General features: G+C 50.3%; 13 protein-coding genes and 1 other RNA gene. 12 read left to right on the top strand and 2 right to left on the bottom strand.

Annotation, left to right across the window (positions count from 1 at the left end; genetic code table 11):
- Position 1: 1 nt before the first annotated feature.
- From Q0P86_RS06605 to Q0P86_RS06585, 5 genes are read left to right on the top strand one after another with little or no spacing between them, the layout of a single operon-like run.
- A complete protein-coding gene (locus tag Q0P86_RS06605; RefSeq protein ID WP_294112455.1) occupies positions 2–745 on the top strand; it encodes a transglutaminase family protein in 744 nt (247 codons plus the stop codon).
- A gap of 46 nt (positions 746–791) precedes the next feature.
- The gene (locus Q0P86_RS06600) at positions 792–3,581 is read left to right on the top strand and encodes a TIGR02171 family protein (protein WP_295038226.1); all 2,790 of its coding nucleotides are present in this window, start codon (positions 792–794) and stop codon (positions 3,579–3,581) included.
- A 34-nt stretch (positions 3,582–3,615) separates the two neighbouring features.
- A complete protein-coding gene (locus tag Q0P86_RS06595; RefSeq protein ID WP_295038223.1) occupies positions 3,616–6,360 on the top strand; it encodes a TIGR02171 family protein in 2,745 nt (914 codons plus the stop codon).
- A 6-nt stretch (positions 6,361–6,366) separates the two neighbouring features.
- Positions 6,367–9,129 (top strand): TIGR02171 family protein, encoded by a 2,763-nt coding sequence (locus Q0P86_RS06590; protein ID WP_295038221.1) that lies wholly within the window; start codon positions 6,367–6,369, stop codon positions 9,127–9,129.
- A gap of 5 nt (positions 9,130–9,134) precedes the next feature.
- Entirely contained in the window at positions 9,135–10,730 is a 1,596-nt protein-coding gene (locus tag Q0P86_RS06585) for a hypothetical protein (RefSeq protein WP_295038218.1), read from the top strand.
- Between the two features lie 54 nt (positions 10,731–10,784).
- Here the strand turns inward: Q0P86_RS06585 and Q0P86_RS06580 are convergent, their stop codons facing one another.
- Positions 10,785–12,164: a cellulase family glycosylhydrolase gene (locus Q0P86_RS06580; protein ID WP_295038215.1), complete on the bottom strand. Its 1,380-nt coding sequence runs from the start codon at positions 12,162–12,164 to the stop codon at positions 10,785–10,787.
- Between the two features lie 205 nt (positions 12,165–12,369).
- Here Q0P86_RS06580 and Q0P86_RS06575 point away from each other — a divergent pair, with 205 nt between their 5' ends.
- Positions 12,370–13,608, top strand: a complete 1,239-nt coding sequence (locus Q0P86_RS06575; RefSeq protein WP_295038213.1) for a hypothetical protein — start codon at positions 12,370–12,372, stop codon at positions 13,606–13,608.
- Here the strand turns inward: Q0P86_RS06575 and Q0P86_RS06570 are convergent.
- The gene (locus Q0P86_RS06570; protein ID WP_072977421.1) at positions 13,582–14,340 is read right to left on the bottom strand and encodes a TrmH family RNA methyltransferase; all 759 of its coding nucleotides are present in this window, start codon (positions 14,338–14,340) and stop codon (positions 13,582–13,584) included. The two genes, Q0P86_RS06575 and Q0P86_RS06570, sit on opposite strands and share 27 nt — an antisense overlap.
- A 127-nt stretch (positions 14,341–14,467) precedes the next feature.
- Between Q0P86_RS06570 and surE the strand changes: the two genes are divergently transcribed.
- The 6 genes from surE (at position 14,468) to rnpB (ending at position 21,548) form a co-directional block, all read left to right on the top strand.
- Entirely contained in the window at positions 14,468–15,277 is an 810-nt protein-coding gene (gene surE, locus Q0P86_RS06565; RefSeq protein ID WP_294112465.1) for a 5'/3'-nucleotidase SurE, read from the top strand.
- A gap of 10 nt (positions 15,278–15,287) precedes the next feature.
- Positions 15,288–17,990, top strand: coding sequence for a DNA gyrase subunit A (gene gyrA, locus Q0P86_RS06560; RefSeq protein WP_295038209.1), 2,703 nt, complete (start codon positions 15,288–15,290; stop codon positions 17,988–17,990).
- 236 nt (positions 17,991–18,226) lie between these two features.
- Positions 18,227–19,939 carry a glycoside hydrolase family 11 protein gene (locus tag Q0P86_RS06555; protein ID WP_366941277.1) on the top strand — a complete coding sequence of 571 codons (1,713 nt, stop codon included), beginning with the start codon at positions 18,227–18,229 and terminating at the stop codon, positions 19,937–19,939.
- 129 nt (positions 19,940–20,068) lie between these two features.
- Positions 20,069–20,983 (top strand): dTDP-4-dehydrorhamnose reductase, encoded by a 915-nt coding sequence (gene rfbD / locus Q0P86_RS06545; RefSeq protein ID WP_294112468.1) that lies wholly within the window; start codon positions 20,069–20,071, stop codon positions 20,981–20,983.
- Position 20,984: 1 nt separating this feature from the next.
- Positions 20,985–21,125, top strand: a complete 141-nt coding sequence (locus Q0P86_RS06540) for a hypothetical protein (protein WP_158212913.1) — start codon at positions 20,985–20,987, stop codon at positions 21,123–21,125.
- Positions 21,126–21,166: 41 nt separating this feature from the next.
- Positions 21,167–21,548: RNase P RNA component class A (rnpB, locus tag Q0P86_RS06535), an RNA gene on the top strand.
- Positions 21,549–21,596: the final 48 nt, after the last annotated feature.

Here is a 21,596-nt window from a genome sequence, read left to right as displayed (position 1 = left end):
GATGTTCTCTAGGTTATCCCGTCTTGCGAAGCGCCTGTTTTGGCCGGTGCTGATTCTCGTATTTGCGATGTCCTTGGCACTGGTGCTTTGGAGTGGTCGCACAGAAACGATGGGGTTTCGCGACGCAGCCTGTTCCTTTGAAGACAAAATGCCTGGCTGCATGGATTCGGTTGTGGCGTGGAAGGCGGGACTCGCTTTTTTTGACAGTTCGCTTGCTCTGTCTGGGGACACCTTGCATAGTTTAAAGTCCCTTTTGTGGGAATACTGGAACATTGAATTTGCGGGTGCAGGTGATTCTGCGGTTTCGGAAAATGCCATTTTGCCAACCCGTGTTCTGCAAACGAGAAAATCCGGCTGCATGGGACTTTCGTGGCTGGCGATGATGGTTTCCGAGGAAAGGAATGTTCCGCTTTCGGTGATTCTCCTTCCGGGGCATGTGTTCTTGCGCTATGGAAATTCTGAAACGGCGGTCAATTTGGAACCTAATCGTCGGGGATTTTCTTATACGGATGCTGAGTACCGGGAAAAGTACAAGGCTGGCCCCTGGACGGGGCTTGAATTTAAGCCGCTGACCTCTACGCAGTTTGTGGGATTGGCCGCTTTTGATATGGGAAATCTGTTCCTAGATACGGATTTGCGCAGGGCCCTGACCTGGTACCGCATGGCCGAGGAATTTTTCCCGGAATATCCTGGAATCAAGGTGAATCAAGAAATTGCGAAAAGTCGTTTACCGGACCATTTGTAGCGTTTTTGTAAGGGTGCCGGTAGGGCAAAATTGCTATTTTTAGCAAATGCGATTATTCCTAGTCTTTGTCATAACATCGTTGTTGCTAGCTTGCTCAAATTCGGTAGGGCCGGAAACTCCCGATGAAATGCGTGTGGAACTTAAGCAGGATTCTCTTCCGGGAATGCTTCGTGTAAAACCCACGAATGCATCGGTTACTTTGGGAACGAATGCTCCCTTGTCGCTGGATCGTGAGCACCCTTCCATGAAGGTTCAGATTGATTATTCGTTTTCTATAGGGCGTCATGAGGTGACCTGTGGCGATTTCAATGCAAAGATGGTTCCTGAGACAGGGCTTAAATTGGAATGCGAAAACGATAGCCTTCCTGCGACGAATCTGACTTATTACGACGCTGTTCTTTATGCGAACGAAATGAGCAAGGCTATCGGTCTGGATACGGTTTATACCTATACCGATGTGTCTTTTGACGATGCTCATCATTGTACCGGAATCGAGGGTCTCGTTTTTCATCCTGAAGTAGACGCGTACCGCTTGCCCACCGAGGCAGAGTGGATGCTTGTTGCAAACAAGAATTGGAATCCTAAAAAAGGGTGGGTGGCCGAAAATTCGGACTATAAGTTGCACAAGGTTTGTTCGCTAGAAAAAAATGCAAACGTTCCCTGCGATATGGTGGGAAATGCTATGGAATGGTCAAATGATTGGCTTGGCAAATTTCTCGATACGACAGTCGTGAATTATGTGGGGGCGCCAGATGGAGGGAGCCTTGGTGAAAGAGTGATTAAGGGCGGCTCTTACCAGACGACAGAAAAGAATCTTTTCATATTCAGTCGTGGAGATGTCTACGCTGTAACCTCGACGACGCGAGCGGTGTATGTAGGATTCCGTCTCGGTTTTGGTAGAATTCCCGAAGCGATGTGGATTGATTATAAAGGTAGTACGATTGTGAGTCGCGCCCTGCCGCTATTGAATACCGCGTCAATCCGAAAATTCACGAAAACCTACAAGATGAGGCTTGCTTTTAGGAATAACATTTCGGGAAACCTTTCGCTTCTGGATTATTCAAGCGGAGTCCTTTATGTAAAGGAAATTGCGGATACGATGCCGGTTTACCATCCTGAAATTTCTCCGGACGGTCGGTTTGTCGCCTTCTGCACGGGGCTTGAGGGGGTTTCGGGAAAGTCAGAAATATACGTGAGGTCTTTGGACATTGAAGATGGAAGCGTAGTGAAACTCGATGTTGGAAGCGTAGTGAAACTCGATGTCGAAAATGCTGCCATTCCGAGATGGCGCATCCTCGAAAACGGCGACACTGTGATCGTTTATGTGACCGATGCGGGAAACAACAAGGAAAATTCTACTTTTGCAAAAATGGAAACTTGGCAAGTCCCGTTTAGAAAGGGAAGTTTTAGGAAACCGAAAAAACTGTTTGATGGAGCCTATCATGGAGGAATATCAACGGATCGGCGGCTTGCCGTAACGGGGGCGCGTCTGCTTCGTGCAAGAATTGCAGAGTCGGGGGCGACGGTGACGGGGAATGCCCGCGATACAGTGTGGTATGGAGGAGAACAGGCTTGCAATGTTTCGCTTTCGCAGGATTCTGCAAAAAAGACGTTGTTCCTTGATTTCGGAGGAAAAGTGGGGCAGGAATTCGTGGGCGAAAGCTACAGGACTCACGAGCGAATTCTTGTCGCTGATAGCACCGGAAAATTGATTCAATCGGTGGCTGCTCCGGACGGATATACTTTTGACCACGCGGAATGGGTGCGTGGCCGTTCGGATTTGGCTGTAGCGACTCTCTCGAATTCGAATGGCTCCCACGTAAAAATCGTTCTTGTCCAGATGGATGACGGTAAGGTCGTGGACCTTGTGGAAGGGGATGACCTTTGGCATCCAAATTTCTGGGCGTATACGCCGATGAATTTTTCAAAATTTAAAGTTGAACCTGACAGTGCTGGCGTCTATATGAAGGCCGATGACGATGTGGGCGCCGTTTTAATGCGCTTCAACATGGAATTGATTTGGCGCTATCGCGACTCGGCGAATGTGGTTGTCGTTGGTTCTTCGAGGCCGCTGAATTCGGTTTCTCCCTGGTCTTTCAACAAAGATTTTTTTGTGGTTAATTTGGCTCAGACGCCGAATTCAATTTATACATCAAGGGATATTCTCGATCTGTATGTGTACAAGCATTTTAAGAAGTTGAAATATATTATCATCTCGCTGGATATTGATTTCTGGTATAAAATCGATGGTCCTGGAGGGGATAACTTCTTTGCGACTCGTTATGCTGATTATCCAGGCTATGTTTATGATATGAATCATGGGTATTGGGAATCGGGATATCCGGAGGGCTTGCTGGAGTATACTGAAAATTATTTGACTGTTTCGGATGAACCTAATTTTGTGAGAGACCGCGGGCGCCTTCTAGGGATAAATTGCCGTTCGTGGGGGGAAGATGTAGACGCAGAAATGGATTCGACTCTCTATGATAATCAGCAGTATCTGTTAGATGATAATATGGCTGCCTTGGAAGGGATTATCAAAAAAGCGCAAGCACACGATGTCAATGTGGTCGGGGTGATTTTCCCACAAAGTCCTGCTTTCAAGAAAACAGGTGCTTTTGGTCGTTATGGCCTTCGTAGGAGTACTGCCAAGAAACTGATTGAAAAAATCAAGAAACTGGATGAATCTTACCCCAATTTCAAGCTCATGGACGAAAACAAGATGGGGGATCACGATTATCCTGATGCATTTGCTGCTGATACGGATCACTTGTGCATTATCGGTGCACCAACAATGACGAGGCGGATCAATGCAGTCTTGAGGACTTTTGAGTAGGACTTGTCACTGCTAGGGAAAAGGAAATTTGAATATGAAATGGCTTGCGTTGATATGCGGATTCTTTTCCCTGCTGGTTTGTTCCTGCTCTAATTCGGTGGGCGTGTCGGCTGAAAAAAAAACTTTGGTGGATGTTTCCACGGATACCCTCGCAGGAATGCTGCGTGTGCAGACGCTAAAATCCGTTACTGTTCTTGGAACTCTGGATTCCAAGGCGAAGGTGAATGAACGCCCCGAAATGCGGGCCCGTTTTGACTACGATTTCTCGATAGGGCGTCATGAGGTGACCTGTGGAGAGTTCAATTCGGTGATGGAAAATGTTTCTGGACTTGTTTTAGACTGCGATAATGATAGCTTTCCGGCAACAAGTCTCACTTTCTATGATGCGGTTCTTTTTGCGAATGAACGAAGCAAGAGCGAGGGATTTGATACGGCCTATACCTATGCGTCGGCTGTTTTTGACTCCGAAAAGCATTGTACAGCCTTAGATGGCTTTGCTTATCGACCGGAGGTGAATGCCTATCGGTTGCCGACGGAAGCTGAATGGATTTTAGTGGCATCGTCCGAATGGAATGCGGAGCATAGCTGGACTGCGGAAAATTCCGATTATAAACTGCACCGTGTTTGCGGAAAGATGGATTCAACGGTGCAGTTCTGCGATATGATGGGGAATGCCATGGAATGGGTCAACGACTGGTTAGGCATTTTCCGTGATACGACGGTGACGAACTTTGTCGGTGCCCCTGATGGAGGTGCCTTGGGACAGCGTGTTGTCAAGGGGGGCTCATACCGCAATCCTGTAACATCGATTAATTTGTATAGTCGAGGCGACGTGTATATGGTGACATCTTCGACTCGTGCAGATTATGTCGGTTTCCGACTCGCTTTTGGCGCAATTCCTGCTGCGGTCTGGATGGGAAATAACGGAAAAGCTGCATCAAGCAGAATTGTGCCGCTTGCGAGCTCTGCGACGTTACGTTCCGTGGTGGGAGCGAATCAGGTTCGTCTCGCGTTCCGTAACGATTTGACTGAAAATTTGGCCTATGTAGATTATTCTAGCGGAATTCTTTCGGTGGTTGAAATTGCGGATACCCTTGATGTCTATCATCCGGAAATATCTCCGGACGGCAAGCGGGTGGCGTTCTGTACGGGGCTTGAAGGTGTATCGGGAAAATCGTCCCTTTATGTGCGGGACTTGAGTGCCGAAGGCTTGAACCTAGTCAAGCTGGAGGTTGAATCGGCGGCAATTCCGCGATGGCGCGTACTTGATTCGGGCGATACGGTGATTGTTTATGTGAATGACGCGGGGAACAACAAGGAAGAATCAGCATTCAAAATGTCGTCTACCTGGCAGGTCTCTTTTGCAAATGGCAAATTCGGTAAACCGCAAAAACTTTTTGACGGAGCTTATCATGGGGGTCTCAGCGGAGACAACTCCCTTGCTGTAACGGGGGCTCGCCTTCTTCGTGCCCGCATTTCCGGCCGTGATACTGTATGGTATAATGGGGAACAGGCCTGTAATGTGTCTCTTGCGAAAGATGGTTCCAAACGTACTCTGTTCCTTGATTTTGGAAGCAAGACTGGGCGTGAATATGCTGGAGAAAATTATGGCACGCACGAGCGGCTTCTTGTCGTTGATAGTATAGGTGACTTGATTCTGACGCTGGCTGCTCCGGCGGGATATTCTTTTGATCATGGCGAATGGGCTTCGAATGGTAACTTTGTCGTAGCGACGCTTACGAATGTGAACGGCGCCCATACGAAAATGGTGCTAATTGACTTGACCGAAGGAAAAGTGGTGGACCTTGCCGAAGGTGATGAACTTTGGCATCCGAACTTGTGGATCCGTCAAGAAAAAAACAATGAGGTGAATATCTCGCTAGATTCGGATAGTGCTGGAATTTATATGAATGATGGTGATGACTGGGGAGTAGCCCTGATGCGCTACAATATGGAATTGCTGTGGCAATACAGGGATTCCGTCAATGTTGCTGTGGTAGGTTCTTCGAGACCTCTGTACTCCTTGTGGCCATCGTTGATGAGTAACCGTTTCTTTATGGTGAATTTTGCGCAGACTCCCAATAGCATTCACATGTCAAGGGATTTTCTTGAATTGTATTTGTTCCCTCATCTGAAAAAACTGAAATATGTTGTGCTGTCTTTGGATATTGATTTCTGGAACAAGCCGGATGGCGATAAAAGCGATAACTTATTCAAGAATGCTTATAAGAAATATCCGGGCTATGTTTACGACAAAAATCATAACTACTGGCAAGACGGTTATCCGGAGGGATTGCTTGAGTATACGAAAAACTATTTAGAGGTGAAACCGTACTTGTTGCATGAAGTTGATCGTGGCGCTATTATGAATCCATTCTGCGGCGGTTGGGCTAATCCTCCGTTGGTTGAAGGAGATAGTTCCGCGTATGATTCGGAAAAGAATTTGTATGAAAAAAGTTTTGAGTCTCTTGTAGACATTATTCAAAGTGCACAAAATAAGGATGTCGTTGTCATTGGAATTTTGTTCCCTCAAAATCCGGATTATCAGAATACGGGTGCCTATGGTCGTTATGGGTTGCGTAGAAGTGTTGCAGAACAATTTGTTTCCCGTTTTCAAGAACTTGAAAAAAGTTATTCCAATTTTAAATTTATTGATAGAAACAGGATGGGTAATCATGGTTATCCGAGTGAGTGGTTCGTGGATGACGACCATTTGTGTATCGAAGGTGCCAAGTCCTTTACGGCGACTGTTGATCTCATTTTAAATGGATTGGAATAGGGGAGGGTGGACTTCTTGAGATTTGTTTTTCCGGTCATATTATTCATCTTTTGGGCGGCTTGTTCCAATTCGGATGGGGTGTCTTCGGGGAATTCTTCGAACATAGAAATTGAGGGTGATTCGTTAGTAGGAATGCTCCGTATCAAGGCTACTGGCGAATCGATTCTCTTGGGAACCAACGAGGTGACGGCGAAAGCAAATGAGCGACCGTCGATGAAAGTTCGTTTTGACTATGATTTTTCGATGGGACGCACCGAAGTCACCTGTGCTGAATTTAACGATTTGATGACGGCAAGGGGACTTTCCTTGTCGTGTGAGGCTTCGGTTCCTGCGACGAACATTACCTACTACGATGCGGTCCTTTTTGCAAATGAACGTAGCAAGTCCGAGGGCTTTGATACTGCTTATACTTACAGCCGCGCCATTTTTGATTCGGAAGGACATTGCTCAAATTTGGAAGGCTTTGCGTACCGTCCCGAAAAGAACGCGTATCGTTTACCGACCGAAGCGGAATGGATTTTGGTGGCAACGGAGAGCTGGAACGTAGCTGGCGGTTGGACCTCCGAAAATTCGAATTACAGGTTGCATCCCGTCTGCGAAAAAAAGGATTCGTCTGTGCATTTTTGTGATGTTGCGGGAAACGCCATGGAGTGGGTGAACGACTGGCTCGGAAAGTTCCGCGATACGACGGTGACGAACTATGTCGGAGCTCCCGATGGTGGCGCGCTTGGACAGCGTATCGTGAAGGGAGGTAGTTACCGCAATTCAGCGGAAACTGTTACTCTTTACAGTCGCGGGGATGTATACACGGTGACGTCGTCGACGAGGGCTGATTATGTGGGTTTCCGTCTTGCTTTTGGTGCGATTCCTGGGGCGACTTGGATGGGAAACGATGGTAAGGCGTCATCGAGTCGCGTAGTCCCTTTGACGAGTTCCGCAACGGTGCGTTCCCTATTTCAAACCTATAGGGTCAAGTTGGCTTTCCGGGACGATAAGTCGGGAAATTTAGCGTATATTGACTATTCCAGCGGAAATCTTTCTGTGTATGAAATAGAGGATACGCTTGAGGTTTACCATCCTGAAATTTCTCCTGACGGCAAATATGTCGCTTTTTGCACGGGACTTGAAGGAGTGTCTGGAAAATCTGATATTTATGTGCGGGATCTGAATGCAGCAGGTTCCAATTTGGTGAAACTGGAAGTTGGATCGGCTGCGATTCCGCGTTGGCGAGTGCTAGAATCAGGTGAAACGGTAATCGTCTATGTGACCGATGCGGGCAACAACAAGGAAGAATCCGCTTTCAAGTCGGCATCAACCTGGCAGGTGCCTTTTGCGAATGGTAAATTCGGCAAGCCGCAAAAGCTTTTTGATGGAGCTTACCATGGCGGTATCAGCGAAGACAATTCCCTTGCCGTGACGGGGGCGAGACTTCTGCGTGCCCGCTTGGCGAATAATGGTTCGACGGTAATGTTGAGTGCCCACGATACGGTGTGGTATCAAAATGAGGGTGTGGCCGAACAGGCTTGCAATGCTTCGCTTGCCAAGGACAGCTCCAAGCGTACATTGTTCCTTGACTTCGGTGGAAAAACAGGTCGCGAATATGCGGGTGTCAATTATGGAACGCACGAACGTCTTCTTGTTGTTGATAGTGTCGGCAATCTGTTTCAGACTCTTGCTGCTCCTGCGGGTTATTCCTTTGACCATAGCGAATGGGTGACGAACGGTAATTATGCCGTGGCGACCCTTGCAAATGCGAACGGTGCCCATACAAGAATTGCACTTATTGACCTAAACGACGGCAACATCGTGGAACTGGTAGAGGGGGATGAACTTTGGCACCCGAGCTTGTGGAGTAGTGATGTCCAGACTTCGGTGAGCGAGTTTGTCTTTGACCTGGACAGTGCAGGGGTTTATTTTGTGGAAGGCCAGGATTGGCCGCACGAGGCGTTGGCCTATAAGATGAACCTGATGTGGAAATATGCGAACCAGGTGGAGATTCTTTGCGTCGGTAGCTCCAGAACCGAGGATGGAATTATTGCAACCAAAATAAAGTCGGGATTCGCCTTGAATATGGGACATTCGGGAAATGACATGAATGCTTCGCTCTATGTTGCTGAAAACTACGGGGTAAATCATCTGAAAAATTTGAAGACAGTTGTTGTTTCGCTGGATTTTGATTTGTGGCAAAATAAAACAGATTTCTCTGATTACCTGTTCATGAATACTCCAGGTTACATTTATGACAAGAACCATTTCTTCTGGGAAAATGAGGATATGGCTGATTTTTCGCAGATCGTCGAGGCAGTTTCGCCTTTTTCGACGATGGCGATCGAGGTCTACGGACAATCAAGGGGCTGGGTGGGAAATGAAGCGGCTGAATGGGGTGTCCCTTTGGTGGAGTCTGATTCTAATTGGTCTAAGACGCAAGCGCAGGCTCTGGATTGGAACTTGGCTCGTCTAGAATCTTTCGCGAAGGAAATGGATCGTTTGCAAATCAATGTGATCGGGGTGATATTCCCCCAGAATCCCCGTTATCGAGAAACGGGTTCCTGGGGCCGTTACGGCCCTCAGCGTTCTGCCGCCGCAAAGTATATAGAAGCCGTTCAGGCATTGGCTGATCGCATCCCTCATTTTAAGGTTCTTGATGAAAACCGTAACGGAAATCATGATTATATCGACCAGATGGCTCTCAATACGGACCATTTGAGTATCAAAGGTGCTGAACAGTTGACTGCCCGTCTGGATTCCCTGTTAATTACTTTGGAATAGCATAGATGCGGTTGCTGTCGATTGCCGTCATACTGTTTTCCATCTTTCCACTGACCGATACGGATATCTGGTGGCATTTGGCTTGCGCTCGCGAGTGGGTGACGACATGGACTCCAGTGCGAACGCCCGTTGTGAATGTGCATGAATATTTTCAGCTGGTGGTAGGCTTTGTCTACGGTCTTGGCGGCGCTCCGCTTCTCGTTGCGTTCAAGGCGTTTCTTTGGGGCGTCACGTTTACACTTTTCTTGCTGCCGGCCTCCCAAAAATGTCGTTGCGAAACCCGAAAAGTCGCGGCATTCTCTAGTTGCATGAGTCTACCTCTAGCTGCTGTTGTTTTTCTTTTTATATTCCGCTATCATTTTGAAATTCGTCCAGTGCTTTTATCGCTCCTGTTCCTCGGAATCTATTGGAATGTCTTGCCTCGTATTTTTGGAGATTGTCATGGCGATTCCCTCCGGGATGCGGCATTTTCAAGTAACGGTCATCCTGGAGCGCATCGCGCGATGGGATCCAGAGAGCCATTTCAAGATTCAACAACTTGTTTTCAATCCTCTAAAACCTGTAAACTGATATTTGTAACTTTAGTCCTTGTCGTTCAATTCCTTTGGTGCAAATGTCAGGGGCTTTATATTCTCGGTCCGTTTTTTGCGTTGCTTGTGCTGCTTGCGAAAATTTGGGATTATCGCAAAGGTGGAAAAGTTTTTCCGCCAAAGGTTGTTGCGTGGCGCGTCGCTTTTGTGGCAGCGTTGTTTGCGATGCCCTTCTTGCACCGTGAGGGATTGAACCTGTTCCTGTATCCGTTCGGCTTGCTGGACCGTCTGTTGGGTATGACTCCTTCTGCTGCAATCTTTGCAAGTGAAATCGCCGAGAACCGCTCGCCGGTTACCTTGTTGCTGGCGGGGGAGAATGCACTCCAAAGTGCCTTGATGATTGTATTGTGCTTGGTTGGAATTTTTTTTGCAATAAAACGTTTTATTTGCCGTAATTCAGAATTCGGAGCTCGGAATTCTGAATTGATATGGCTTATGATAACAGCCATCCTTGCCCTTGTTGCCGAGCGCAACTTTGTGCTGTTCTTACCGGTACTAATAGGAGTGTTGACAACCTCCTCAAAGCAACCGAAGGTTGCGACCTCGTCCCTCATTCCTCGCGTTCCTCTTCCTACAGTCTACTGCCTACTGCCTACTTTCTTCATCTTGGGTCTCTGGGCGCGTTCCCTTTCCGCCTACGACTATTCTATGGTCGCCTACCAGCGTGTTCCCGTCGAAGCAACGCGGTGGATGCAAGAACATCCGCACCAAGGGCGACTTTTTAATGATGACCGTGCGGGGGGGTACCTTGCCTTTGTGAATCCCGCAGATTCCATTTACATCGACGGGCGCTTTATCCTTAAGACGGCGGACTTTTTTGAGAATTATCTCGCATACGCGATCCATCCGGAGCGATTTCTGTCGGATGCCGATTCCTTAGGCATCGACCGAGCCTTATTCCCGCTGCAGTACTTCGCTCGCTGGGATGCCCTGCTGCAGACTCTCGCAAAATCCCCCCCCTGGCACCTTGCCTACCGCGACGACTACTTCGTTGTATTCGATAAACATTAAAAAAAGAGGTGCGACCGATGTCGCACCTCCTGCTCTCTCGTTTGTGTAACGGAGTTACTTGATCTGGAATGCTCGCGTCAACTTGGAAGAACCTCTGTTGATGCGTGCGAGATACTTGCCTGCAGGGAGGCTTGCGAGCGAAAGTGTTCCACTCACATTGTCAATGACCATCAGACGGTTGCCCTGAATGCTGAATATTTCAACGGTTGCAGGAGCTCCTGCAATGTGGAGTGTCTTACCTGCAAAGGTTACGTTGTGGTTCTGGTCGGCCTTTGTAAATATCGGGGTTTCACCACCGTTATTGCCACCATCGTTGTTGCCGTTTGCACACTTGGTGTAGCTCGTGGGATTGGAGGCAAGGTAGCCCTTGACCATGTTGCCGGAAGTGGTGTATTGCAGCGAGGTCTTGCTCGAAGAACCCTGGAATGCGGCGGTTCCTTCACTAATTTTGGAAGCGGACCAGTTCGCCCAGGAAAGCTTATTGCCGTCAATCCAATTTTGCCAGCCCGTGTTCTTGCTCTGGTCCGGTTCGCCACCGCCATCGGCGTTACCCGTGCCCCATTCGGAAACGAATACGGAAAGGCCTGCGTCGATTGCCTGCTGTGCATTAGCGCCTTCGCAAGCGGATCCCCAAGAGGTCTGTCCGCTCCAACAGTGAGAATTGGCGTAATAATGGAATGTGTAGGCGATGTTTTCGCCAGAAACTGTATTGCCGATGGCTTCTTGCGGATTCTGGTCGTACTGCCTGTTGCCGACAAGAATCAGGTTGTCGGAATGCTGACGGATGACGGGAACGATTTTTTCAGCATAAGCCTTGATCTCGTTCCAGGATGTAGATATGGGCTCGTTATAAAGTTCAAAGATGACGTTGTCGTACTTACCCCATTTTTGGGCCATTTCGGTAAAGAACTTGGTGGCGTTGTCAACTTCGGTGTGTGCTTGGTGAGAATGCCAGTCAATAATGACATAAATGTCGTTTTCGATAGCGGCTTGTACGACAGTGTTCATGAGGTTCGTCTGGAATTCAGAGTCGGATGCGTAGCCGGTGATGTGCTTGGACTTGTCGTCGCCGCAGCTTTCAGAACCGTCTTTACAGCCCCACCAGTCATCGGTTGTGGTTGCCATGGCGGCACGCACGACTTGAATATTCATGTCGCGGACCATAGTGGAAATGCCTTCGGATGTCCAGAATTCCGTTGCCTTTGGCAAAAGGCTCCAATAAAGGCTCATGCCGCGTACCTGGACTTCGGCACCGTCCTTGACGCCTTCGCAGCTGCCGTAGATGCGGCCTTTGCCCTGCGAGTTCTTGCCGGTCATGAGCTGACCGTACTGGCTGACAGGACCCACGCGGGTGGGGGTGATGTCTTGGGCTACAGCAAGCGAGGTACACAGGGCCAAAGACGACAGAAATGCAATTTTAGGTGTTTTTTTCATGATAGGCATCCCTTTTTATGTTGAAAATAAATTTTCATTCGGTAAATAGGAAAAAAATGTGCTTTTTTTTTGTTTACGGATGTGTAAAGTGTGCGTTCTGTCATATTTTTGGGGCTTTGGGTGCCGTTTTTTAGAGGCATTTTACTAGATTACGCAGTATAGTATGGTCCGTTCTCCTAGGAACGAACCCTTTTTTGAGGTTTATATGAACGTGATGAAGTTTGCGATTCCCGCTTTGTTGGCTTTCTCGGCTACTTTTGCCCAGCAGGGGGCTCCGACGGGTGCCGCCGTTGACCCGACTGCCGAGGAACAGAAGGCGCTCGATGCTCTCAAGGGTAAGCTTGAAGGTGCCATTGTCTGGGCGACAAGTCGTGCAAATTCCCATCATGATATTTGGATTATGAACGCTGATGGTACGAATGCCCGCGCACTTACGAGTGGCGACAACGTGGACTGGTTCCCGCGCATTTCTCCCGATGGATCGACGGTGCTCTTTAACCGCAGCAAGGGTGGCTGGGTGCCTGAAAACGATGCCAACTACCCGGAAAAGTGGGACCTTTGGATGGTCGACATTTCTGGTGAAAATGCTCGCAAGGTGGTGGACAACGCCACATGGGGCACTTGGAGACCCGACGGCAAGTCGATCGTATTTAGCCGCGCCGGCAAGGTGTTCACTATGGATCTCGCAAGTAAGGCGGAGACCTTGGTGCTTGATGGCGAAAAGGCCTTCAACAAGTCCGGCGTGATTCTGCAGGAGCCGAATATGAGCCCCGACGGCAAGCATGTGGCGATTACGCTCCGCGGTTCCATGCGCGAAACGGGCGTGTGGGATTTGTCGAAGAACGCCTGGACCAAGTCCGGTGACGGTTGCCAGATTGACTGGAACTTTGACGGTAGCAAACTTTACCGCGTGAACCCCACGGGTAACGGCGGTACCGCTGCTCCGAGTGAAATCCTTTGGTTCTCAGCCAAAGACGGCAAGCAGATTGAAAAGGTGGGCTTCTTTGGCATTCCGAAGAACGTGAAGCTGATGGACTTGCCTGGCCGCCGCAGTCACGAATACTTCCCGCGCCTTTCTCCCGATGGCAAGTGGCTTGTGTGGGGCGCAACCGACAAGGGCCACGACCACGACCTGTTTGACTATGAGCTCTATATCTGGAAGATTGGCGAACCGGTGGAATCGGCAACGCGTATTACGTATCATACTGGTAACGACCGCTGGCCGGACATCTGGCTTGGCAAGGTTCCCGTGAACGCTTCGACAGGCTCAGCGACCGGAGCGACAAAGGCTGCCGCGACTGCCGCAAGTGTGCCCGCCGCTGTTGCCGGTGGTGTGAGCGAAGCCAAGATGGATGAACTCATCAAGGCCATCGATCGCTTGACCGAAGCGGTGAAGGCGTTGAACAACGAGAAATCGTCAGCCCCTGCCGCAACGGCTCCGTAGGCAGAACGCCATGATGGCGAATGCCCCGGCGACGTTCATGCTCGCCTTGCGGCCCGCCATGGGTATCGTCACCTTCATCGTCGCCTCTGCCATGAGTTCGGGGGCGATTCCTAATTCTTCGTTGCCGAGAATGATCAGACCTTTTTCGGGCCATGTTACATTGTTGATGCTTGGAATATCTTCGCCGGTTTCAAGGGCGATAATTTCGTAGCCGTTTTCCTTGTGCCATTTGACGCAGTCGAAGGGGGAGTCCCAGCGCTTGATGGGGATCCATTCCTGGCAGCCGCGAGCGGCGCTCTTGACCGTCACATGGTCGGGGCCGCAACTGTAACCGCTCAGGTGGACTCCTTCGAGCCCGAAGCAGTCCGTGCTGCGGATGATGGAGCCGACGTTAAAGGCGCTGCGCAAGTTGTGCACGAGTACGGCGAACGGGAGCGGAGCTTCGTTTGCGACTTCGCGGTCCCCCGGTTCCTGCTCCAGGTACACATCCCGTTCGAACCCGAGGCCCGCCCGCGTGCGGAAAGTCTTGTACAGGTCAATCATTTGCGCTTGGTTTTTTCCGGTAAGGCGCTCGCTTTCGGGGAGTTTCATCCATTCGGCGTAGGTTTCGAATTCACGCTTGGCGCGGGGCACGTCGTCGCCCAGCTGCAAAATGATGACTCGTAAAAGTTCGGCCATGCGCTTGGCCTTGGAGGTCTCTTTAGTCGCTAAAAACTTCTTCTCGGAAAACATGCTCCAAAGATAGATTTTAGAACTTAGTCGGCAGTTGGCAGAACTGGGTTGGATGGGCTTGTAAATGCCATAAAATCTAAGTTCTAGGCTCTAATTTCTGCGCACTATTTTCTATCTTTTATCTTACATGTTAGAAGACCAAAAGACACGTGTCCTCATCGCAAACGATGACGGAATCCAGAGTGGCTATATGCTCGCTTTGGCGTGTGCGCTCGCCCCTTATGCGGACGTGTGCGTTTTTGCGCCCGAAGTGGAGCAGAGCGGGGTAGGACACGCCTTTACTGTTCGACGCGGACTTTCGGTCAAAAAAGTCAAAATTACAGAGAATTCGGCCATTGAGGCGTATTCCATGTCGGGGACCCCTGCCGATTGCGTCAAGTTTGCATTGGGCCATTTTGCCGCCCATGGACTTACTACCGAGGGGGCCGGTCCGGGGACTTTTGATGTGTGCTTCTCGGGCGTGAATCTCGGCGAAAATTCCGGTGTGTCGTCGCTTTATTCGGGCACGGTCGCAGGTGCCCGCGAGGCAGCCCTTTGGGGTGTGCCGGGCATCGCTCTTTCACTTAGGGGAACGACTCCGAATATGCTCGAAACGGCGAAGGAATTTGCCGTGAAAGTGGTCAGGGACCGCCTGTTTGAACGGATTCCCGTTGGTGTTTTCTGGAATGTGAATTTTCCAAAGGCTACCGCCGAGACCTTCAAGGGGTACAAGGCGACCAAGATGGCTCTTGGAATGTTTACGGACCACTACTCCCACGAAAATGGACTGTGGCAACTGGATGGCGATAAACTGTGGGATGAACAGCCCGAGGATAGCGACGACTATCTGCTGAATCAGGGCTATGCGACGATTACTCCCCACCGTATCGACCAGACCGACGAAGAAAGTTTAAATGAAATAAACGAAATGCTGGTGGAAACACCGGTGGATAATTAGAGGAAAAAGAATGTCTGAAGAATTGGTACCAGGTTCGCAAATCAGGTCGTTGATTGAAAAGGACATGCAGGATTGCTACTTGCGCTATTCTATGAGCGTGATTGTTGCACGTGCCTTGCCTGATGCGCGTGACGGTTTTAAACCGGTACACCGCCGTGTGATGTACAGTATGCATAAGCTCGGCGTGGTGCCGAACAAGCCGACGGTGAAGTCCGCCCGTATCGTGGGTGACGTAATCGGTAAGTACCACCCGCATGGCGACTTTGCCGTGTACGAAACCTTGGTGCGTATGGCGCAGGACTTCTCGCTGCGCTACCCGCTGGTGTTCGGCCAGGGTAACTTCGGTTCTATCGACGGTGACGGCGCTGCTGCAATGCGTTACACCGAAGCCAAGATGAACAACATGGGTGCCCTCATGCTCGAAGATCTTGAAAAAGATACCGTCGACATGGGTCCGAACTTCGACGAATCCTTGGAAGAACCGAAGGTGCTGCCTTCCGCTCTCCCGAACATGCTCGTGAACGGTACCACCGGTATTGCCGTGGGTATGGCGACCTCCATGGCTCCGCATAACCTCCGCGAAATTGCAAACGCCATTCATGCGGTGGCTGAAAATCCGGATATCTCTGGCGAAGACCTTTTGCAGTATGTGTCCGGTCCGGACTTCCCGACCGGTGGCGTGATTTGTGGCCGCGCGGGCATTCGCGATGCTTACCTCACGGGTCATGGCCGCGTGCGCGTGCGTGCCCGTACCGAAATCGATGTCGATGGCCGAGGCAAACCGCGCATTGTCGTTTCTGAAATTCCTTACATGGTCAACAAGGCCGAACTCTGTAAGAAGATTGCTGAACTCGTAAAGGACAAGCGTGTCGACGGCATTACCGACATCCGCGACGAATCTAGCCGCGAAGGTATGCGCATCGTGATCGAAATGCGCAAGGATGTGGTCGCCGAAGTTGTCTTGAATAATTTGTTCAAAAATACGCAGCTGCAGACGACGTTCAGCATCTACAACTTGGCGCTCGTCAACAACCTGCCGAAGCTTTTGACCCTCAAGGAACTTATCCAGGTTTACGTGGATCACCGCTTGGAAGTGATTACGCGTTCCACGCAGTTTGACTTGAACAAGGCCGAAGCCCGCTTGCACATTATCGAAGGTCTGCGTATTGCAACGCAGAACATCGACGAAGTGGTGCAGATTATCAAGTCGAGCCCGACGACCGAAGCGGCAAAGACTGCCTTGCAGGACCGCTTCAACCTCGACGAAATCCAGTCGCAGGCTATCGTGGACATGCGTCTTGCTCAGCTCACGGGCCTGAACTTGGAAAAGTTGGAAAACGAATACAACGAACTCGTTGCAACCGTTGCCGACTTGAAGGACATTCTCGCAAAGCGCGAACGCCGCGTGAAGATTATGCTCGACCGTCTCGATGCAATCGTCGACAAGTGTGGCGATGACCGCCGTACTTCTATCGAAGATGCTGTCGATGACTACGATTACGAAGACCTGATTGCTGAAGAAGAACAGGTGATTACGCTCAGCCGCGAAGGCTACATCAAGCGTTTGCCGATCGATACCTTCAAGGCCCAGAACCGTGGCGGCAAGGGCATTATCGGCGCAACTCTCAAGGAAGAAGACAACGTCGAACAGATCTTCACCGCAAGCACCCACAGCTACCTGCTGGTGTTTACGAACAAGGGGCGCGCTTACTGGACCAAGGTTTACCGACTCCCCGAAGGAACCCGCAACGGCAAGGGCCGCCCGATTATCAACTTTATCGGTCTTACCGAAGGCGAAAAGGTACAGGCGATTGTGCCGGTGCGCAAGTTCGGCGGTTACTTCTGTCTCGTGTTTGCGACCAAGAAGGGTGTCATCAACAAGATGGACCTCACCTTGTTCAGCCGTCCGCGCAAGGCGGGCGTGAACGCCATCAGTTTGGACGAAGACGATGAACTGGTGAAGGTGCAGCTCGTGGGCATGTCTGCCGAAGACTTCAAGGCAAGCCAGGCCGCCGAAGGCGACGATGTGGATGCCGAAGCCGAAACTCAGGCAGCCGAGGCCGCCATCGCCGAGGAATCCGAAGACGCCGAAGATATCGAAGGCCGCCCGATTCCGAAGGATTTGTTGATGCTTGCTACCAAGAACGGTCAGGCCGTGACCTTCCCGATCAGCTGCTTCCGCGCCATGGGCCGCGGCACGCACGGTGTGAAGGGCATTACCTTGGCTGAAGGCGACGAAGTGATTTCGCTCCTGTGGCTCAAGGCTGGCAACAAGATCGTGACGATTACCGAAAACGGTTACGGCAAGCGTAGCGAACCTTCTACTTACCGCATTACTCGCCGTGGTAGCAAGGGTGTGCGTAACTTGAACGTGACCGACAAGGTGGGTGCAGCCGTGTTTGTGGAAAGCGTCGCTGACGACTACGACTTGATCATTACCAGCCGCGAAGGCCAGGTGATTCGTATCAAGGCTGCCGATATCCGCCTCACGGGCCGTAACGCCCAGGGCGTCAAGGCAATCAGCCTGCGCGAAGGTGACGTGGTGCAAGATGCTACCGCACTCCCGAGCGTCGAGGATATCGAACAGGATAGCGCTGAGGCGAAGGAAACCTTCGATCATGTGCAGGGCGTCGAAGTCGATGACGATTCTGTCGAAAAGATCGAAGACAAGCCGGAACAGCAGATTGGTGTGCCGGCAAACGACGAGGAATAAAACGGTGCGGGGCCTCGAAAGGGGCCGATGCAATCTGTTATATAAATAACGCTCCTCTCATGTTTGAGAGGGGCTTTTCTGTATCAAAAGTAGGCTTTTTTACTCAAAAATCGCCGTTTTCCCCTTTTTTTCCTGTTGTAAAAGGTTACAACGGAATTAATTTGGTGGTGCTTGACGACGTATGTAGAATAGTATAAATTAGAAGAGAGTATAAATAACCCCCTGTGAGGAAAAGTATGAGTATCAAAAAAGTTTTAACAACAGCCTTTGCCATGGCCGCTATTTCGTCTTCCATTTCCTGGGGACAGACCGTTACCTGCTCCAATGGCACATCCCAGAAAATGGGTACCGCTGGTGGCTATGATTACGAACTCTGGAGCCAGAATGGTGCCGGTTCCGCAACTATGAAGCTTAACGTAAGCGCCGAAAATGGTGGTGCTTTCGAAGTTGAATGGCAGGGTACTGTCAACATGTTGGCCCGTACCGGAAAGCGTTGGGGGTCTAACTCCACTGTTACCGTACAGAATGTGGGTAATATTACCTCCGAATTTGATGTGGAATGGAGTTCCTCCGACAACGTGAAGTATGTCAGTGTCTATGGCTGGGGCTATTACGACCAGCAGGACATTCCCAGTGGTTTTAGCAATGAAATTGAATACTACATTGTTCAGGATCGCGGAAGCTACAATCCTACCTCGGGCGGTAAAAAGTGGGGTTCTGCTGTTATCGATGGTATTAGCTACGATTTCTATACTACCGACCGTATTCAGCAACCTTCTCTTTCGGGTACCAGCACCTTTAAGCAGTATTGGTCCATCCCGTCGAATACGAGCCAGCATCGCACCAAGGGTACCATTTCTATTTCCAAGCACTTCAGCGAATGGGCTAAAGTGGGTATGAAGATGGGTAGACTGTATGAAGTTGCTTCCATGAAAATTGAATCCTACACCGGAAATACGGGCACTGCAAATGGTTATGCTAAAGTTAAGAAGAACCTGCTGAAAATCGGTGGCAGTGCCGATGAACTTGGCCTCAATGTAACTGCATCTCCGGCTGCTGCAGGTACTGTGACCAAGAGCCCCAGCGCCAACTATTATGCTCCGAAAACAACTGTACAGCTCACCGCCAAAGCCAACGAAGGCTGGAAGTTTGTGGGTTGGGAAGGTGATATTACCGGCTCTACCGAAACCATTTCTGTAACCATGGACAAGGAAAAGTCTGTTGTCGCCAAGTTTGAATTGGTAGGCGAAACCTCTGTGAACCTTCTTAAGGATGGTAATTTCCCGAGCGGTAGCGTGATTTCTACAAACCAGGATGCATCTTGGTTCCTGGGTCAGGGTACAAACTGGGGTGGCTCTGCTGCAAAGACTTCTGTTGCTGGTGGCACGGCTACGGTTGACGTTACCACTATTGGTGCAGAAAGTTACCAGCCGCAGCTTGTTCAGTACAATCTGGCTCTTGATAAGGGCATGAAGTACAAGTTGTCCTTTAAGGCTAGCGCTGATGTAGCTCGCAAGATTGAAGTTTCCTTCCAGCAATCCGTAGACCCCTGGGGTGCATACGCCACTAAGGAATTTGACATCACCACTACGGAAAAGGAATACTCATTTATCTTTGCTATGGAAGAAGATTCTGATGATGCCGCTCAGTTTGCCTTCAATTTGGGACAAGCTACAGGTGCAGTCAAGATTAGCGACGTCAAGCTGGTCTTCACCACTGCTGAACCGGGTTCCGAAGGTGGTGATCCGCAGACTATCGTAGCCGACCTCCGTCTGAATGCTTCTGGCAAGACCTACCAGGTGTTCGACATGCAGGGTCGTACGCTCGGTCGTGTCGATGTAGCCAATGGCGCCACCGTTGCCGACGCTCTCTTCGCCAAGTTCCAGAAGGCAGGAGTCTACATGGTGAAGCAGGGTAGCAAGCTTACTCTGGTGCGCGTGACCCGTTAAGAATATGTCAATTCCTAAAGCACTCCTATATCAAGGATGACAAGAGAACGCCCTGCCACACGGGGCGTTTTTTGTACTTTGCGGAATCTCATAATGCCGATTAGCTATATTTCTTTTTGAGGTAAAAAAATGAAATTTTTTGTGACGGGTGTAGGTGGCCAGCTGGGTCACGACGTAATGAACGAACTTGCGAAGCGCGGACATACGGGCGTTGGCTCCGACATGGCGCCAGCTTATAGCGGGGTAGCCGACGGTTCCGCCGTGACGACGATGCCCTATGTGCAGCTCGACATTACCGACAGCGCCGCAGTTGACAAGGTGCTTTCTGAAATCAAGCCCGACGCCGTGATTCACTGCGCCGCGTGGACGGCGGTGGACATGGCCGAAGACGATGCCAATGTGGCGAAGGTTCGCGCAGTAAATGCCGGCGGTACGCAGAATATTGCCGATGCCTGCCATCACTTGGGTTGCAAGATGACCTACATTAGTACGGATTACGTGTTTGATGGTCAGGGAATGGAACCGTGGAAACCCGACTGCAAGGATTACAAGCCTCTGAATGTCTACGGTCAGACTAAGCTCGAAGGCGAACTTGCGGTCGCCAACACGCTTGAGAAGTATTTTATCGTGAGAATCGCTTGGGTGTTCGGCCTGAATGGCAAGAATTTTATCAAGACGATGTTGAATGTGGGGAAAACTCATGATACCGTGCGCGTGGTGAATGACCAGATTGGTACGCCCACATATACGCTGGACCTTTCACGCTTGCTCATCGATATGAACGAAACGGAAAAGTACGGCTACTACCATGCCACCAACGAAGGCGGGTACATCAGCTGGTACGACTTTACCTGTGAAATCTACAAACAGACGGGCCTCTCCACGAAGGTGTTGCCGGTAACTACCGCCGAATATGGCTTGAGCAAGGCGGCGCGCCCGTTCAACAGCCGCCTCGACAAGAGTAAACTCGTTGAAGCTGGTTTCAAGCCGCTTCCGACATGGCAAGATGCCTTGGCCCGTTACCTCAAGGAAATCGGAGAATAATATGGCCGAAAAAGAAACGTACCGCGAAGTCATGCCGGGGGAGCTCCCGTGTGAAGTTCCTGAATGCGACGGCGTGATGGTTGTCGACCCGGATAACAGCTACAAGCTCACCTGCGACAAGTGTGGGCATATCAAGGAATAGTTCTCCCTTTTATTTTTAGGGGTAATTTCCTATATTTGACTTTGGGGTGGCGGATGGCCGCCGGCAGCAATGCTGGAGGAAAGTCCGGGCACCGCAGGGCAGGATGCTGGATAACGTCCAGGCGTGGAAACACGACAGAAAGTGCAACAGAAAGTAAACCGCCTCGTAGGGTTTCGGCTCTGCGCGGTAAGGGTGAAATGGCGAGGTAAGAGCTCACCGCGCTCTTGGTGACAGGAGCGGCATGGTAAACCTCATCCGGTGCAAGACCAAGCAGAATTCCGTTCACGCAAGTGAACCTGGAGTGGCCCGCGCCAGCTGGAATTCGGGTAGGTTGCTTGAGGCGGTCGGTAACGATTCGTCCAGAGAGATGGTCATCGCCTTCGCGAGAAGGAACAAAACCCGGCTTACAACCGCCCCTTATCTGAATGCCTCCGCTAACAGCGGAGGCATTCTCCGACTAGGGAAGGCTTC

Origin of the sequence: uncultured Fibrobacter sp. (genome assembly GCF_946062555.1) — a bacterium.
Lineage (GTDB): Bacteria > Fibrobacterota > Fibrobacteria > Fibrobacterales > Fibrobacteraceae > Fibrobacter.
This window is presented reverse-complemented; position numbering and strand designations above follow the sequence as displayed.

Coding starts and splice junctions, on each gene's coding strand:
- Q0P86_RS06605 (WP_294112455.1), top strand. CDS start 2: ATGTTCTCTAGGTTATCCCGTCTTGCGAAGCGCCTGTTTTGGCCGGTG.
- Q0P86_RS06600 (WP_295038226.1), top strand. CDS start 792: ATGCGATTATTCCTAGTCTTTGTCATAACATCGTTGTTGCTAGCTTGC.
- Q0P86_RS06595 (WP_295038223.1), top strand. CDS start 3,616: ATGAAATGGCTTGCGTTGATATGCGGATTCTTTTCCCTGCTGGTTTGT.
- Q0P86_RS06585 (WP_295038218.1), top strand. CDS start 9,135: ATGCGGTTGCTGTCGATTGCCGTCATACTGTTTTCCATCTTTCCACTG.
- Q0P86_RS06580 (WP_295038215.1), bottom strand. CDS start 12,164: ATGAAAAAAACACCTAAAATTGCATTTCTGTCGTCTTTGGCCCTGTGT.
- Q0P86_RS06575 (WP_295038213.1), top strand. CDS start 12,370: ATGAACGTGATGAAGTTTGCGATTCCCGCTTTGTTGGCTTTCTCGGCT.
- Q0P86_RS06570 (WP_072977421.1), bottom strand. CDS start 14,340: ATGTTTTCCGAGAAGAAGTTTTTAGCGACTAAAGAGACCTCCAAGGCC.
- surE (WP_294112465.1), top strand. CDS start 14,468: ATGTTAGAAGACCAAAAGACACGTGTCCTCATCGCAAACGATGACGGA.
- gyrA (WP_295038209.1), top strand. CDS start 15,288: ATGTCTGAAGAATTGGTACCAGGTTCGCAAATCAGGTCGTTGATTGAA.
- Q0P86_RS06555 (WP_366941277.1), top strand. CDS start 18,227: ATGAGTATCAAAAAAGTTTTAACAACAGCCTTTGCCATGGCCGCTATT.
- rfbD (WP_294112468.1), top strand. CDS start 20,069: ATGAAATTTTTTGTGACGGGTGTAGGTGGCCAGCTGGGTCACGACGTA.
- Q0P86_RS06540 (WP_158212913.1), top strand. CDS start 20,985: ATGGCCGAAAAAGAAACGTACCGCGAAGTCATGCCGGGGGAGCTCCCG.